Below are 14,855 nucleotides of genomic sequence, written 5' to 3' on the forward strand. Positions count from 1 at the left end.
TCAGCGTAAGTCGCTCGCTCGACAGATCCGAGATCTTTTTGACCACGGATATCAGCCGGACTGGACTCCGAGAAAGCAGCCTGGCCCCATCACGAGGGCTGGGGGCGGATGGTGAGGATCTGCTGGGCGTGGCCGATGGGGCCGGCCGTGTCGTGGAGGACGGTGCTGGTGACTCCGTGGGCCGTGGGCCCGAAGACGACGGTGGTGTCGAGGCCGGTCCAGCGTCCTCGGGGCTGGCGGTGGAGGTGGATGGTCAGGTCGACGTTGGGGAACATCCAGGCGGTGGGCGGCTGGCGTGCGGCGATGCCGTTGGCGGTGTCGACCAGTGCGACGTACGAGGCGAGCAGGCTGACCTCCTCGCCCGCGACCAGGTCCAGGTCGGTCGTGATCCACGCGGTCGCACGGCCCGGCTCCGCGGCGCGACCGGGCGCACGTCGAGCGAGGCGATGTAACCGCCCGGCCACACCGTGCTCATCGGCCAGGAGTCGAGCACCTCGGGCGGCGCGAGCGGGTCGGCCGTGCCTCCGGCGACGGCCGTGGTGTCCGCGGACGCGAGCAGCCAGGCCCGGGCGCGCACTACGGGCCGGTCGGAGATGAGGACAACGGCCTCGATCAGCTCGATGGTGCGGCCGGGCCGTATGGTCTCGATACGGATCTCGCACTCGTCGAGGGCCAGACGTCCCAGGATGTCGAAGCTGATCCTGGACACGGCGAGGCGACTGCCCGGCCGGCCGGCCAGGTGGCGGTCGAGAGCGTGGACGACCAGGCCGGCGAGCGGGCTGACGTGCATCTCGTCGGGGTCCCACGCTCCGCCGGCGTGCGGAGTCGGCTTGTAGCGGTAGGAGTTCGAGGAGACGGTCGCCTCGTACGAGGAGGTCATCGAATTCCGACGCATGTACGGCCGCCCCGACTACTTCATCCGCGCCGCCGTCGCCGACCACGCCGCCTGCGAGGCCTTCCTGACCGGCAAGCTGAGCGGACTGCCCGGCGTCCTGCGCTTCACCTCCCACATCACGATGAAGGCCATCAAGTCCGTCGGCGCGTGAACAGCCGAGATGGTCGGGATGGCCGGGATGCAATATGCCGATGAGGGGATGGCAGCGGGCCGGGGCCTTCGGACGTACTTCCGGACAATCGGCGGACACAACCCCTCGCCTCCGGCCGGCGGAGTGCCGATCGCGCCCGGAGTGGCGTCACTACCGCTGGTGGTGACGCCACTCGGTCATCGTGTGGCCGGGGCACAGAGCGGCGCCGCTCCTCGCGGCGCCCCTCCCCGCAGGCCGCGAGTCACCAGGTACGGGCGAGCAAGTGCGCGAACAGCGCGTCCAGTTGCCGTACGGCCGTGGGCGCGAGCGGTGTGTCGCGCAGGGTGCGCCGGGCGGTGTCCAATTGGCGGCGCGCCTCGTCGCGGGTCGCGGACCGGCCACCGGCCTTCTCCACCAGCGCCGCGACGTGCGCGGCCTCGTCATCGTCCATCCGCCCGGTGGTCGCGAGGAGCGCGGAGAGTTCGCGTGCGGCGTCGTTTCCGCCGGCCAGTGCCGTGAGGATCGGGTAGGTCTTCTTGCCCCGTCGCAGGTCCGCGTGGACGGGCTTGCCGGTGACGGCCGGGTCGCCCCAGATGCCGAGGATGTCGTCCACCGCCTGGAAGGCGAGGCCTAGATGACGTCCGGCTCGTTCGAGCGCGGTCACGGTGTGGTCGGGGGCGCCGCCCAGGACCGCGCCGAGCGCGAGCGCGCAGCCCAGCAGGGCGCCCGTTTTCTGGTCGGCCATCGCACGGTACTCGTCCGGGCCCACCGCCCCGGGCCCGCACCACGGGCGGTCCTCGAAGCGCAGGTCCTGCGCCTGGCCGGTCACCAGCGTGTTCAGGGTCCGGCAGAGGCAGCGGACCGCGGCTCCCGCATGCCGGCTCCGGGCCTCGGCCAGGGTCGACACGGCCTGGGCCAGGAGCGCGTCGCCCGCGAGAACGGCCGGGCCCGTCCCGTACGCCTTCCACACCGCCGGGCGCTGCCGGCGCAGTGCGTCGGCGTCCATGATGTCGTCGTGCAGCAGAGAGAAGGTGTGGACGAGCTCGACGGCCACGGCTCCCGGGATGCCGCCGGCGCCGTCGGCCCCGACGGACTCCGCTCCGAGCACGGCCAGGGCTTGCCGCACGCCCTTGCCCTCGGAACCGCCCGGGTCCGGCGTACCTGACGCGTCGGCCCAGCCCAGGGCGTACGCGGCCATCTCACCGGTCCAGGGATGCAAACTTCCCACCGCCTCCACCAGCGCCGGCCGGACCAGCGCACGGCAACGGTCCAGGACGGCGGACGGCGAGGGATGGTGAGGGCGGGGCGGGCTCATCAGCGCCGCGCCGGCGGGACCGGCGGTGGATGACCCGGCAGGTGTGCCTGCGCGTGCACGGGCAGGCGCCGACGGCTTCGGCAGGGCGTTCATCGCATCCCCTCCACGTCCGCCACGCGCGAGGCCTCCACGTCCGGCACGCGCAGCCCCTCCACGTCCGCCACACGCGGGGCCCCCACGTCCGCCACGCGCAGCCCCTCCACGTCCGCCGCCCGCAGGGCCTCCACCCCGGCTGTCGGCAGCACCGGCTCCGCCGCTCGTACGGCCTGCCTCCCGACCGCCGGCCGTACCGGCTCCGCCGCCCCCGGTCCCTCACCGGCATGATCAGGCAGCGGCCCGACCCCGAGCTCGGCCGCGGCCTTGTCCACCATGTCCCGCGCGTGCCGCAGTCCGATGCGATCCAGGGTCGAGCGCAGCTCGGCCAGCTCCGTGGCGGTGTGCGCGGCCTCACGGCCCAGGCGGGCGTCGGCCTTGACCAGGCCCAGCCTCGACAGCGCCGTACCGCGCGGCTCCTCCATCTCGCGGAATTCCTCCAGCGCCTGCGCGTACAGCTCGCGGGCCTGCTCGTAACGGCCGGCCCGGTACAGGACGTTGCCCCGCATCTTGTGGTTGTACGCGAGCGCGCTGGACAGGCGTATCTCCCGGCAGGCCTCCTCCGCCTGCGACAGCAGCGACAGGGCGCGGTCCACGTCACCGTCGCGTACGGACACCACGTCCGCGATGCCCCGCAGGGCCCACGCCCAGCCGCGCCGGTCCTCGGCGCGCGACGCCGTCTCGGCCGCCTCCTCGAACAGGGCCAGGGCCTTGTCGTACGAGCCCGTGTTGCGGTGCATCTGCGCGATGCCCTCCAGCGCCCACACCGTGTGGCGGGCCTCGCCGCGGCGGCGGGCCTCGGCGAGCAGCTGCTCGTGCAGCCGGCCCACGGCCTCGTAGTCGCCCTGAATGCGCCCGGTCTCGGCGAGCCCCGCCAGCGAGTAGCCCCGCACGACGACGTCTCCGCCCCGCTCGCCCGCCTCGGCCGCGAGCCGCAGGAGCCGGTACGCCAGCGGGAACGCACCGCGCTGCCGGGCCAGTGTGCCGCCGCTCCACAGCGCCCAGGCCATCGCACCCTCGTGACCGGCCGAACGCGCCGCCCGATAGCTCGCCTTCCACGCCCGGTCGGCCTCCGCGATCCGCCCGAGCCGGCGGCACGCCTCCGCCACGGCCAACCCGCACCGCGCCACCTCCCGCAGGTCCCCGGCCCGTTCCGCCGCCTGGAGTTCCTCGATGCCCCGGGCGAGCACCTCGGGCAGCGAGGCGTTCACCGACAGCGAGCCGAGCGCTCCCTGATACTCCGGCGCGGACGCCTTCGCCCGCCTCGCCTCACGCACCTGACCTGCCATCAGAACCTCCTCCGGTCGGCTCGACGATCAAGCCGACGCGAGGGTGAAGACGGTGTCGGCGGTGCCGGGTTCCGGATCGCTGGGAAAGTCCATCTCGGTAGGGGCGGCGGGTCATCCTCAAGTGCTACGAGGGCGACGGAGGTTCCTCAACGAGACGGACCCGTCGGCTGGTTGTGGCCGGGTACGGGCAGGTGGCGCGCGGTGAGGGCGGTTGAGAAGTCACAGCAGCCGAGGCAGCCCGGTTGGGCTGGCAGGCTGGCCCGGTGCGGCAGCCCTGGTGGCACACCGCGTGCCGTAGGTTCTGAGGGAAGCCCGACGGATCCGGCTGATCAGCCACCCGGCCGGCCGGACCAGAGCTGGGGAGTGGTGACGGTGACGTTGCGGGAGTATCCGCTGGTGGGCGGCCCGGTGGAGGTACGGGGTGCGCTCGACCTGGAGAGGACGCCGGCGGGGGTGATGCCGCGCCGACTGCCGGCATGGACCAAGGAGCAGTACCAGGACCCGTCGGTCTACGGGGGAACGGTGATGCCTTCGGGGGTGCGGCTGGTGTTCCGCACCGATGCGCGGGTGCTCGAGTTCGAGATCCTCACCTCCACGGGGCAGCTCGACAGCGAGCCCCGGCCTCGACCGACCGGGGTGCTGGAACTGACGGTGGGCGGTGCTCTTGTCGGGCGCCGGCGTGCGCCGCTGGGTCATGTGGTGCGGATGGCGGGCCCCGGGGCCCCGCAGCGACTGGTTCCGGGGAAGCCGGGAACGGTACGTTTCGCCGGGCTGGCGACCGGCATGAAGAACGTCGAACTGTGGCTGCCCCAGCAGACCCCCACGGAACTGGTGGCGCTCCGCGCTGACGGCGAGGTCCTGGCGCCCCTGCCCGACGGCCGGCCCGTCTGGGTGCACCACGGAAGCTCCATCAGCCACTGCCTCGAAGCCGACGGCCCCACCGGCACCTGGCCCGTGGTGGCGGCGTCGCTCGGCGGCGTGGAAGTGACCAATCTCAGCCAGCCGGGCAACGATATGCTGGACCCCTATGTCGCCCGGACGATCCGCGACATGCCGGCCGACCTGATCAGCCTCAAGACCGGCATCAACATCGTTGGCCTGGGCACCTTCCGACTGCGGACGTTCGGCCCGGCCGTACACGGATTCCTGGACACGATCCGCGACGGGCACCCGGACACCCCGCTGCTGGTGATCTCACCGGTGAGCTGCCCGGCACTCGAGGCGCATCCCGGCCCGACCGCGGTGGGCCGGGACGGGAGGATCACAGCGCTCGGCGACCCGGCCGATCTGGCCCGTGGGGTGTTGTCGCTTCAGGTGGTCCGTGCCGAGCTGGCGAGAATCGTGGCGGTCCGCCAAGCACACGATCCTCACCTGCACTACCTCGACGGACGCGAACTGCTCGGTCCGGCCGACGTGGAAGACCTTCCGGATGGGCTGCACCCCTCCGCGGCCGCGTACCGCCGGATGGGCGAACGCTTCGCCGCTCACGCCTTCGCGGACGAGGGCCCGTTCGGCGCCCGCTCGCATACGCAGTGATCGCATGCCGTGGTTGTAGCAGCGGGCCGGCTCACGGGCCGTTCCGCCGTCCACCTGTGCGGCAGGGTCGGCGCCGCAGGCGCTGCTGGACCGGTTCACCACCCGACAGGACTGAGCTGAAGGCCCATCGTCCGATGGCGGGCTTTCATCGATGATCGCCCAGGCAGTTCCTAGTCGGCTCGTCCGGGCAGGGCCTTTCGCCCGCTCCACTTCATCCACTCGCGTCCGTAGAGCACGGCACCCGACAAGAGCCCCGATGCCAAGAGACTCCGGATGATTGTGTCGTCCTCAACGATCAGAGCTATGAGCATCGGAACAAGCATCACGACATGCCAATGCGGGTTGTTCCGCCAGTCGTTCTTGTCGGCCATCCCCCACCTCCCTGCCGCACCTTAACGTGCTCCTCCAGCTCCGCTCACCCCCAAGCCGCGGGGCAGTACGGCTGTCATTGCACCGTCTGTCGTTCAGAGCCCGGCAGCAACAAGCGTCCCTGCCCCGATGAGGGCGAAGTCGCCCTCCGATCACTCTGCACGTGCTGCCGGGCCACGATCGGTAGACGCAGGACATCGCCTGGAAACGGTCGGCTACCCCTCGGACATGGGTGGCCGAGAGCCCCCGCCCACGAGAGCCACGCCAGACGACATCAGCTCGAAGCCCTGACCGTTCACGACGCAATGATGGGGAGCCCTGGCCGGCGAGGGCGCACGTGCTCAGGCGAGCCGCACTGGCGCGGTGTTCGGACCCGGATCAGGCCTTCTTTTCTTGTGCCGCCGCGACGCCGGTCGGCCCGTCGCCCACCGCCACGGTGTCCACTGCGCGGGCTGTCGACGTGTCGATGACCGAGAGTGTGTTCGAGTTGAAGTTGCTGACGTACACCTGGGAGCCTCCCGGGCTGACAGCGAGGCCGTTGGGACCGTCTCCCACGGCGATGGTCTCGGTGACCGCACGGCCGCGGGTGCTGATCACGGACACGTTGTCGGACCCGATGTTGGCGACGTAGACCTGGCGGCCATCCGGTCCCACCCCGATTCCAGCAGGCTGGTCCCCGACCGGGATGCGGTCCGATTCCGCGCCGTCGTGAACGTCGACCACCGACACGTCGTCCGAGGTCAGGTTGGAGACGTAGAGGTTCCGGCCGTCGGGGGTGAGCACCAGGGCGGTCGGTCCGCTGCCGACAGGGACGGTGCCGGTGACGGTCCCGGTGGCGGTCCGGACCACTGACACGGTGCCGGACGCGGCGTTGGCGACGTACAGGGTGCATCCGTCGGGTGTCACCGCCACGCCCAGCGGGGCATCGCCCACCGCGATGGTGTCCGTCACGGAGCGGGTGCGGGTGCTGATCACCGACACGTTGTCCGACCTGACGTTGGCGACGTAGACGTTCCGGTTGTCAGGAGAGACCGTCACTCTGCTCGGTTCGTCCCCGACAGCGACGGTGGCGATGACCGTCCTGGTACGGGCGTCGATCACCGATACGGTATCCGCAGCCGAATTGGTGACGTAGACGCGGGAGCCGTCCGGGCTGACGGCCACGCTGTCCGGTCCGTCACCAACGGGAACACTGCCCACGACCGTGTCGGTGCCGCTGTCGACGACCGACACCGTGTCGGAGTCGAGGTTGGCGATGTAAACGAGGGCATCGGGCCGCGGGAGCGTCCAGGCGGATGCGCCGGCCAGGCTTCCCGGTCCCATCAGCGCCGCTGTCGCGCAGAGGACCACGGCCGCTCGCTGCCCCATGTCCTGATTCCTCGTCATGGGGCCACGCTAGGCCTCCGGAGCGGAAAGTTACGTGAGGCTCACGCTCAGGCCGACCGAACGGCATCCATCGAGGCCCACGACGACTCCGCTTACACCGCCCAGACCCTGCGCAACCTCACCCGGGCCGCGAACCCGGCCCCTCGCCGTGCCGGCTGACCGGGCGTCCTCCTTCCGCGACATCCGCAGCCACCTCCGGCGCCGGCGAATCCGGGCGGTCATCCCGCATCCGTCTGACCAGATCGGCCACCGCCGGCAGTGGAAGCTCTTCGTGGACCTCCCGCCGGAGGAGGGGGGTGGGGATGTACGGCTTCCGGCACTACTTCGCCTCCAAAGCCCTCGGCAACGGCCTTTCCATTACCGACGTCGCGGAATGGATGGGCCACAAGTCCATCGAGGAGACCTACCGCACCTACCGGCACCTGACGCCGGGCAGCACAGCGAGCTCCGCTCCCTGCGCCTCCAGCAGCATGGTGTCCACTGCGACTTGCAGCGCTTCCTGCTTGGTCGGAGCCCTCCCTTCCATCCTCAGCACTGAGGGCGGAGAGACGAGACGTTCGTCTTCGGGTGGAGCGGCGCCGGTCGATCAGAAGTCGCTGTCGGTCGCGGTCATGGCGTTCGCCAGGTAGTCGACGACGGTGGTGAGGCCACCGCGGTCTCGGTGAGCGGCCCGTTGGCGGTCGGCACCGCCGCCGACGGTGCGCGAGGTGGCCCAGCCCGCCGTCACGGTTTCCAGGTCGCCGTGGCGCAGCAGGGACGGTCGAAGGTCTGCCAGCAGCCCTTCCACGAGGGAGGCTGCGGGGGCGAGACGGTGAGTTCGGAGGTCGACGCCTTCACCCGCCAGGCCGTCACGGGCGGCGCGCCAGCAGGCGGCGCGCAGGATCTCCGCGGATGGCTCGAAGGCGGGCCTGCCGGCTCCGATGTCGGTCAGGGCGGTGTCGACCAAGGCCCTGACGACCGCGGCGAGCAGCACAGTGTCCTGCGCGGTGGCTCCGGCGTCGGCGACTCGGATCTCCACGGTGGGCGCGTGGTGGGAAGGCCGGATGTCCCAGTACAGCCCGCCACGGTCCATGATCGCACCGGTTGCGGTCAGATCGGCGACGAGACCCTCGAAATGGGCAGGCGAGCGGATGAAGGGCGGCGGGCCCGCGGCCGGCCAGCGGGCCCAGGCCATGGTGCGCCAGCTCGCGTAACCGGTGTCCCGGCCCTGCCAGAAGGGCGAATTGGCCGCCAGGGCGATCAGCGCCGGGAGCCGGTGCCGGAGGTGATTACTCACCTGCAGCGCGGTCTCCAGATCCGGGACGCCCACGTGGAGGTGGCAGGCGCAGATGCTCTGCTCGTCGTCCAGGGCACCGAAGGCGGCCGCGCTCCGCGCGTACCGGTCTCCTTCGGTCAGCGGGGGTGGCAGCGACTGGGGGAGGACCGGTGTGCCGCTGGAGATCACGGCCAGGCCGTGGCGGGCTGCGGCGCGCACCACGGCCGACCGCATCGACCGGACCTGTTCGGCGAACTGGTCGAGGCTGGAGTGAGGCTCGGTTCGCGCCTCCACGTGGTAGCTCGTGATCTCGGTGGTCACCCGGTCCCCGAGTTCGGTGGCGGCCTCGGCCACCACCTTTGGCGCCTCCGGCCGCAACTCCCGGGTCACCCGGTCGACCAGGAGGTACTCCTCTTCGGCGCCGACCGTCAGCGGCCTCCTGAACCGCCCCGCCGGGGACGCTGCGACCACAGGGGCCGAACGAAGGTGCTCCGGGGACGCCTGCGGCGACGGTTCGCGGGTCACGCGGTCATCGTGGCACAGACGGTGATGGTCGGGGAGATGACGTTCGGGCATGCTCAGACGTGGCCGAGGATCGTGTTGCCGGGCGCCTGGGGGTCTTTCGTGCCGGCGAGGGTGAAGTCGGATTCCACGGAAGGGCGGACCACGGCGGACACCTGCTTCGGGTCGGACGACCGGCTCAGCCCGGTGACGAAGGCCTCCCGGGAGGGCGGTACATACGGGCTTCACCGGTGGTCTACCGGATGTGGCCGCGCCGAGCCGGGAGCAGCGCGGCCGAGTCACCTGCGTGGCGGCGCCGGTTCACCGCAGGACCGATTCTTCGGAGGCGGTCTTCCGGCGCGCGACGTCACGCGGTTCACTGGCCGGAGCCAAGCAGTCCCCTGAGTGCAGGAGGCAGCCGTGCACAGCGAACGCCCGGTCATGGAGACGGAAGTCCTGGTGGCCGGCGGCGGCCCGGCCGGCGCGACGGCCGCCGCGCTGCTGGCCCGCCAGGGGTTCGACGTCATCCTGCTGGAGAAGGATCGCTTCCCCCGCTATCACATCGGTGAGTCGCTCCTGCCCTCCCTGCTGCCCCTGTTGGACCTGCTGGGCGCACGGGAGGCCGTCGAGCGGTGCGGTTTCGTACGCAAGACCGGGGCGTATTACGACTGGGGCGGCCAGGAATGGGCCCTGCGCTTCGACGGGCTGGGCCCGGACGCGCGGTACAGCTTCCAGGTCGTACGAGCGGACTTCGACAAGGCGCTGCTCGACCACGCCCGTGACCAAGGCGTACGGGTCTACGAGGAGACGGCCCTGCGGACGGTCCGGTTCGACGGAGGCCGCGCGAGGTCCGCCGCGGACGGCCGTCACGGGACGATTTCCTTCCGGTACCTGGTGGACGCCTCCGGCCGCGCCGGGCTGCTGACCGCCCGGCAGTTGCGCACACGCCGGTTCCACGACGCCTTCCGCAACATCGCCGCCTGGGCCTACTGGCGGGACGCGAAGCCCGCTCGGGACGCCCCCGAGGGCGCGATCCGGCTGTACTCCCTGCCCGACCACGGCTGGTTCTGGGCCATTCCCCTGCACGACGGCACCCTCAGCGTCGGTCTCGTCACCGACAAGCGCTCCTTCGCCGAGGGCAGGCGGGCGCTGGGTGGCACCGAGGCGCTCTACGCGGACCGGCTGGAACGCACCCCCGCCCTCGCCCGCCTGCTGGCCGGCGCCAAACAGGTCACCGGCCTGCGGGTGGAGAGCGACTACTCGTACGTGGCCGACCGCTTCTGCGGACCGGGCTGGTTCTCCGCCGGCGACGCGGCCTGTTTCCTCGACCCCCTGCTCTCCACCGGGGTCCACCTCGCCATGCACAGCGGCATGCTCGCCGCCGCCTCCATCGCCGCCGCCCTCCACCAGGACGTGACCGAGGCCGAAGCCGCCGACTTCTACCAGGGCGCCTACCGGCACGCCTACGAACGCCTGCTCATCCTCGTCGGCGCCTTCTACGATATCCACCAGGGTCGCGACGCCCACTTCCGCCGCGCCCAGCAGCTCAGCCACCGCGACCAGAAGCCGCTGCGGATCCACGAGTCCTTCTTGAACATCGTCACCGGCGTCGAAGACCTCCACGACACCCAGGGCGATGCGGTCTCGCGGCTGTTCGGCGCGCTGAGAGAACCTCTCCCGGGCCGGGACCGCGTAGGGCTCGGAGGCCACGGGGCGAGCGCGATGACGCCGTGGCCCACGAGCCCCGGGCAGGCCGTCGCCGGCCTCAGCCTGATGCTGGAACCACGTCTGGGGCTGCGCAGGGCCGACGGCTGACCCGGGCCGGGCACGAGGGCGTCACGCCACGCTGTGGACCGACGCCTTGACCGGGGGTCCCAGTCGGCCGTGGCCCGGTCGACGGATGAGTCGAGCCCGATGCCGAGGAGTAGCGCGACCAGGTTGGCGGTCCACACGGCTGGGATGCGCATCATGGCCAGGTCGATCAGCGGAGCCTTCGAGCGCGCTTCGACCAGGAACCAGTAGCCGAAGAAGAACACCGCGACCGCGAACAGACCCACGATCCGCAGCGAGCCCCGGCCCGAGACGTTGCGGAGGTGCCGGCGAGGCGTTCGGTGCCGAGGTAGCGCTGGATCAGGTCGCGCAGGGCGTTCGTCCACGGGGAGTCTGCTGTCCAGGGGCTGCCGTCTCCGAGGATTGGGGCGGTGGCCTCCGGTGGCGTCACTGTTTCGAGGCCGGCGCGGTGGAGCGGAGAGGGGCGCCGCACGGGAGTTCCCGTGCGGCGCCCCCACTGTGGGCGGGTCGCGTTACTTCAGCGCGTACGCGCGGGTGACGGTCTGGACCGTGCGGTTGCCCGCGTTGTCCCAGACCTCGGCCTTGATGCTGACATAGCCGTTGGAGTCGGCCAGTTCAGCGTTGGTGAACCGGGCCTTGAACGAGTTGTCGTCGACCCGGTCGACGTCCGCGCTCTTCCAGGTGGCTCCGTCGTCGTAGCTGACGGAGAACTTCGCCCCGGCCATCAGGCTGTCGCCGGTGAAGCCCTTGGCGTGGGAGGCGTCCACGGTGATCGTGAAGGGGGTGCCCGCGGCTACCTCGTTGAGCAGGGAGGCATTCATCCGGTAGTGGAGCTGGATGACGGGCAGCACCTCGCAGGCGGTCGCCCGGGGCAGCACCGACGTGCAGCCGGGTGCGTCCAGCGCTTTCGGCGCCGTGGAGGTGAAACCGTACGCGGTGACGACCTTGCCGCCGAGCTTCACTGTTTTGTCGGAATGGGTGGTGGTGGAGACGAAGGTGTAGTCGGCCTTCTCCGGCACGAAGAGCCTGGAGGTGTCGGTGATCTGCTCGCTGTTGCGGTAGTACGCCCAGGTCCGGCCCACACCGTACTCGGTCCAGTGCGTCGGGTCGCTGTCGCCCCCGTAGCCCGGGGAGAAGGCAGTGCCCACGTCGGAGCGGCAGAACGAGCAGGTGGAGTCGGGATCGACGGACGGATGCTGTACGGGCGCCCACCAGTGCGCGGCGACCGAGGTTCCGGGCTGGTAGCTGCGCGCCGACTCGACCATGTCCACGGGCCCGAAGTGGGAGGAGCGGACCGAGGTCTGGTAGAAGGCGTCCGGACGGGCCAGCATGTAGTCGTCGCGTTCGGTGCCCAGCTGGAGATTCCGCAGCAATCCCAAGGAGTACGCGGGGCTCGGGCCCCAGGAGTCCACGAGGTAGGAGGTCGTCTCTTCGGTGCCGTTGCTGTGGAAGGAGTTGCGGACCCTGGCGTAGTCGTCCTTCGTGCTTGGGATCGACAGGTTCGCCGGGATGCCGGTGTTCCACTCGTAGCGGCCCGTGTACTGGTAGCGCGACTCCTTGACGCTCCGGACGTCGATCGTGGTCCGGCCGGCCGTCACATCCGCGGTGAGCCTGCGGCCTTCGTCGTAATTGATGGCGAAGTAGGGGACGTTGACCCCGGCGACGTCCACGCTGAGGGTCTCGTCGACGGTGGGTACGAGGACGATCGCGGCGGCGCCGGCGGCCTCCACGCGCTGGATCACCGGGTTGCTGCCGATGAAGCTGTCGAGGTGCAGGAGAGCCGCCTTGTCCGTGAGGTCGCGTCCCGCTAGGTCCTCTTCGGTCCCGGCTCCGACGTCCACGGCGTCATAGTGGCTGTGGTCGTCGAACCGCTTGACGTAGTCCGTGGTGATGGGCGTCAGTGCGTACGAGTCCGGCCGGGTCACCGATGCGCGGATCAGTGGCTCGCGGCGTGACTGGGAGAACGAGGACCACAGCTCGCCGTCACCCTTCTTCGGTGCCTCGATCGGGATGGCGCCTGCGTGCTGTCGGCTGCGGACCACCTTCGCGAAGCCGTAGCGCTGTATCACCCTTCCCTTCTGCCCCACGCGGACGAGGGTGTACCTGTATTCCCCGGTCTCCAGGGGCCGCTCCTCGTCGCGCACGTCCAGCTTGAAGTCGGTGGCCGTGGTGCCGTCGACGGTCAGCTCGGCGTCACGGGAGGTGAGGTCGATCGTCGGGAGAGCGTAGAGATCGAGGGCCTCGGCCGTGTCCCTGCCGAGCTGGGTGGACACCCGTCCCATCATGCTGTAATGGTCCGCGGGCAGGCGCAGTTCGAGTTCCCCTGTGTAGCCGGTCCCTGTCTTGGAGGTGCCGGTGCCGATCCCCGCGAGGGTGTAGTCGAAAGTGCTCGGTGTCCGGCCGTTGCGGTCCTTGAAGTGGACGGTGAGCGTGTGGTGTTCGCGCTCCTTGTCCAGGCCGACGGCAGTGTGCGCCGTGGCGCCCGACGAGCTGGTCAGGGTGAGGGTGCCGCCGGCCGGGCCGGTCGCGGCGAGGTTAGGGTCGAGGGTGACGGTGATCTGGGCGCTGGCGCCCGCGGCCACCTCGACCGGCCCCGGGACGGTGACTGCGCCCTGCGGGATGTTCCCGCCGAGTGTGGGGGTCACGGTGGTGGCAGTGTCCGTGGTGTTGGTGACGGTGAGGGTACGGGTCTGTTTCTCGTACGTCCCCGGGTGCCACGTGATCAGCCCGAAGTCGGCCGTGCCGGACAGCTCCAGCGCCGGGTCGAGTGCGGCGGGGACATCGACGCGGCCGTTGCCCTGCTGGTAGACGGAGTAGGCGCTGCTGGGCTTGGCGTGCGTGGTGAGTGCCGCCTTGATGCGCTGGCCGGTCCAGTCCGGGTGGCGCTGGGCCAGTAGGGCCGCGGCGCCCGCGACATGTGGAGCCGCCATCGACGTGCCGTTGAGCGAGGTGTAGTTGGCGTCGACGGGTGTGCCCAGGGAGGTGCCGGCGGCGCGGGCCGCGACGATGTCGACGCCGGGCGCGGTGATCTCGGGCTTGATCGCGCTGTCGCCGACACGGGGGCCGCGGCTGGAGAATCCTGCGAGGGCGTCGGACTTGTCGACCGCGCCGACGGTGAGCGCGAAGTCGGCGGTGCCGGGGCTGGTGACGGTGGTCGCGCCGGGGCCCGAGTTGCCGGCGGAGATGACGAACAGCGTGCCGGTGGTCGCCGACAGTCGGTCCACCACCTGTGTCTTCGGGTCACTGGGGGTGCTCGCGCTGCCGCCGAGGCTCATGCTCACGATGTCGGCGCCCTGGGCCGCGGCCCACTCCATGCCGTCGATGATCCACGAGCTCAGGGCGTTGCCGCCGTCGTTGAGCACTTTGCCCACCAGGAGGTCGGCGCCGGGGGCCACCCCCTTGTACTTGCCGTCCGAGTTGGCGCCGCTGCCCGCGATGGTGGAGGCGACATGGGTGCCGTGACCGTTTCCGTCCTGGACCGTGGCGGCGCCGGGCACGAAGCTCCGAGTGGCTGTCACTCGGTCCTTGACGTCGGCGTTGTTCAGGTCCACTCCGGTGTCGAGGACGGCGACCTTGACGCCCTTGCCGTCCACGCCCTTCGCCCAGACCTCGGGGGCGCCGATCTGCGGCACGCTCTTGTCGAGGGCGGCCTTGACCTTCCCGTCGTACCAGAGGTGGGAGACCTTCGACCCGCTCGGGGCGGTGACCGTCCTGCCGTGCCGGGGCGGTTCGGAGACTGGCTTGACGGACCGCCAGAACTGTCCGGCGTTCTTCTTGTCGACCTTCACGCCCGCCATGTCGACGGTCTCCAGCAGCGCACCGCGGTCGGCGGCGGGCAACGCGTCGACGCGCGCCTTGAGCGTAGCGTCCGACGGCTTGTCCGCGTAGCCGACGATCACCGGCAGGCTGTCACTGCGGGAGTCGGCGTAGCCGTCCCTGATGAGTCGGGTGACATTGAACAGCTCGCGGTCGACGGCCTCGGAGGCGATGGCGTCCAACGCGCCCTCGGGGAGCACATACATGTCCCCGTCCGGGCCGGACACCGTCTGGAAGCCCTTGTGCACGCCTCCGGCGTCGGCGATGTGCACCGACTGCCTGCCCTGTGCGTCCTTGACGACATCGACGGTGTCGCCGGTGACCAGGGTGACCCGGGACGTGACGGCCCCATCGGCAGAGGCAGCCGGCGGCAGCAGGCCCGTGTACCGCTCCGAAGCCACCGCGGCACCCGCCAGTCCGGGCAGCGTGGCGACAGCGGCCAATACCACCGCCGTCGCCGCAAGTCGTCTGTATCTGGT

The 14,855-nt window shown here is 70.9% G+C and carries 10 protein-coding genes and 1 pseudogene; 4 read left to right on the plus strand and 7 right to left on the minus strand.

Features of this window, described 5'->3' with window-relative positions; translation table 11 throughout:
* Positions 1-89: 89 nt before the first annotated feature.
* Positions 90-880: pseudogene (locus tag ACFYU9_RS25580) on the minus strand (thioesterase family protein).
* Positions 881-893: 13 nt separating this feature from the next.
* Here ACFYU9_RS25580 and ACFYU9_RS25585 point away from each other — a divergent pair.
* Complete coding sequence (locus tag ACFYU9_RS25585; protein ID WP_389346137.1) at positions 894-1,046, plus strand: Lrp/AsnC ligand binding domain-containing protein; 153 nt, start codon at positions 894-896, stop codon at positions 1,044-1,046.
* A gap of 241 nt (positions 1,047-1,287) precedes the next feature.
* Here ACFYU9_RS25585 and ACFYU9_RS25590 read toward each other — a convergent pair whose 3' ends face one another.
* Both ACFYU9_RS25590 and ACFYU9_RS25595 read right to left on the minus strand, forming a co-directional pair.
* Positions 1,288-2,340 (minus strand): polyprenyl synthetase family protein, encoded by a 1,053-nt coding sequence (locus ACFYU9_RS25590; protein ID WP_389346138.1) that lies wholly within the window; start codon positions 2,338-2,340, stop codon positions 1,288-1,290.
* 89 nt (positions 2,341-2,429) lie between these two features.
* Complete coding sequence (locus tag ACFYU9_RS25595; RefSeq protein WP_389346139.1) at positions 2,430-3,722, minus strand: tetratricopeptide repeat protein; 1,293 nt, start codon at positions 3,720-3,722, stop codon at positions 2,430-2,432.
* A 366-nt stretch (positions 3,723-4,088) separates the two neighbouring features.
* Between ACFYU9_RS25595 and ACFYU9_RS25600 the strand changes: the two genes are divergently transcribed.
* Positions 4,089-5,258 (plus strand): GDSL-type esterase/lipase family protein, encoded by a 1,170-nt coding sequence (locus ACFYU9_RS25600; protein ID WP_389346140.1) that lies wholly within the window; start codon positions 4,089-4,091, stop codon positions 5,256-5,258.
* 170 nt (positions 5,259-5,428) lie between these two features.
* Here ACFYU9_RS25600 and ACFYU9_RS25605 read toward each other — a convergent pair whose 3' ends face one another.
* Both ACFYU9_RS25605 and ACFYU9_RS25610 read right to left on the minus strand, forming a co-directional pair.
* A complete protein-coding gene (locus tag ACFYU9_RS25605; protein WP_389212130.1) occupies positions 5,429-5,629 on the minus strand; it encodes a hypothetical protein in 201 nt (66 codons plus the stop codon).
* Between the two features lie 376 nt (positions 5,630-6,005).
* Positions 6,006-6,977 (minus strand): beta-propeller fold lactonase family protein, encoded by a 972-nt coding sequence (locus ACFYU9_RS25610; protein WP_389346141.1) that lies wholly within the window; start codon positions 6,975-6,977, stop codon positions 6,006-6,008.
* Between the two features lie 338 nt (positions 6,978-7,315).
* Between ACFYU9_RS25610 and ACFYU9_RS25615 the strand changes: the two genes are divergently transcribed.
* Positions 7,316-7,642 carry a tyrosine-type recombinase/integrase gene (locus ACFYU9_RS25615; protein WP_389346142.1) on the plus strand — a complete coding sequence of 109 codons (327 nt, stop codon included), beginning with the start codon at positions 7,316-7,318 and terminating at the stop codon, positions 7,640-7,642.
* Here ACFYU9_RS25615 and ACFYU9_RS25620 read toward each other — a convergent pair.
* Positions 7,600-8,793 (minus strand): glutamate--cysteine ligase, encoded by a 1,194-nt coding sequence (locus ACFYU9_RS25620; protein ID WP_389346143.1) that lies wholly within the window; start codon positions 8,791-8,793, stop codon positions 7,600-7,602. The genes ACFYU9_RS25615 and ACFYU9_RS25620 overlap by 43 nt on opposite strands.
* Positions 8,794-9,189: 396 nt before the next feature.
* Between ACFYU9_RS25620 and ACFYU9_RS25625 the strand changes: the two genes are divergently transcribed.
* Positions 9,190-10,584: an NAD(P)/FAD-dependent oxidoreductase gene (locus tag ACFYU9_RS25625; protein ID WP_389346144.1), complete on the plus strand. Its 1,395-nt coding sequence runs from the start codon at positions 9,190-9,192 to the stop codon at positions 10,582-10,584.
* A 488-nt stretch (positions 10,585-11,072) separates the two neighbouring features.
* Here ACFYU9_RS25625 and ACFYU9_RS25630 read toward each other — a convergent pair whose 3' ends face one another.
* Entirely contained in the window at positions 11,073-14,777 is a 3,705-nt protein-coding gene (locus ACFYU9_RS25630; RefSeq protein ID WP_389346145.1) for a S8 family serine peptidase, read from the minus strand.
* Positions 14,778-14,855: the final 78 nt, after the last annotated feature.

It is taken from the genome of Streptomyces sp. NPDC004327 (genome assembly GCF_042873935.1).
Lineage (GTDB): Bacteria > Actinomycetota > Actinomycetes > Streptomycetales > Streptomycetaceae > Streptomyces.

Excerpts from the sequence above, each read along its gene's own strand:
- ACFYU9_RS25585 (WP_389346137.1), top strand. The coding sequence starts at position 894 with ATGTACGGCCGCCCCGACTACTTCATCCGCGCCGCCGTCGCCGACCAC.
- ACFYU9_RS25590 (WP_389346138.1), bottom strand. The coding sequence starts at position 2,340 with ATGAGCCCGCCCCGCCCTCACCATCCCTCGCCGTCCGCCGTCCTGGAC.
- ACFYU9_RS25595 (WP_389346139.1), bottom strand. The coding sequence starts at position 3,722 with ATGGCAGGTCAGGTGCGTGAGGCGAGGCGGGCGAAGGCGTCCGCGCCG.
- ACFYU9_RS25605 (WP_389212130.1), bottom strand. The coding sequence starts at position 5,629 with ATGGCCGACAAGAACGACTGGCGGAACAACCCGCATTGGCATGTCGTG.
- ACFYU9_RS25615 (WP_389346142.1), top strand. The coding sequence starts at position 7,316 with ATGTACGGCTTCCGGCACTACTTCGCCTCCAAAGCCCTCGGCAACGGC.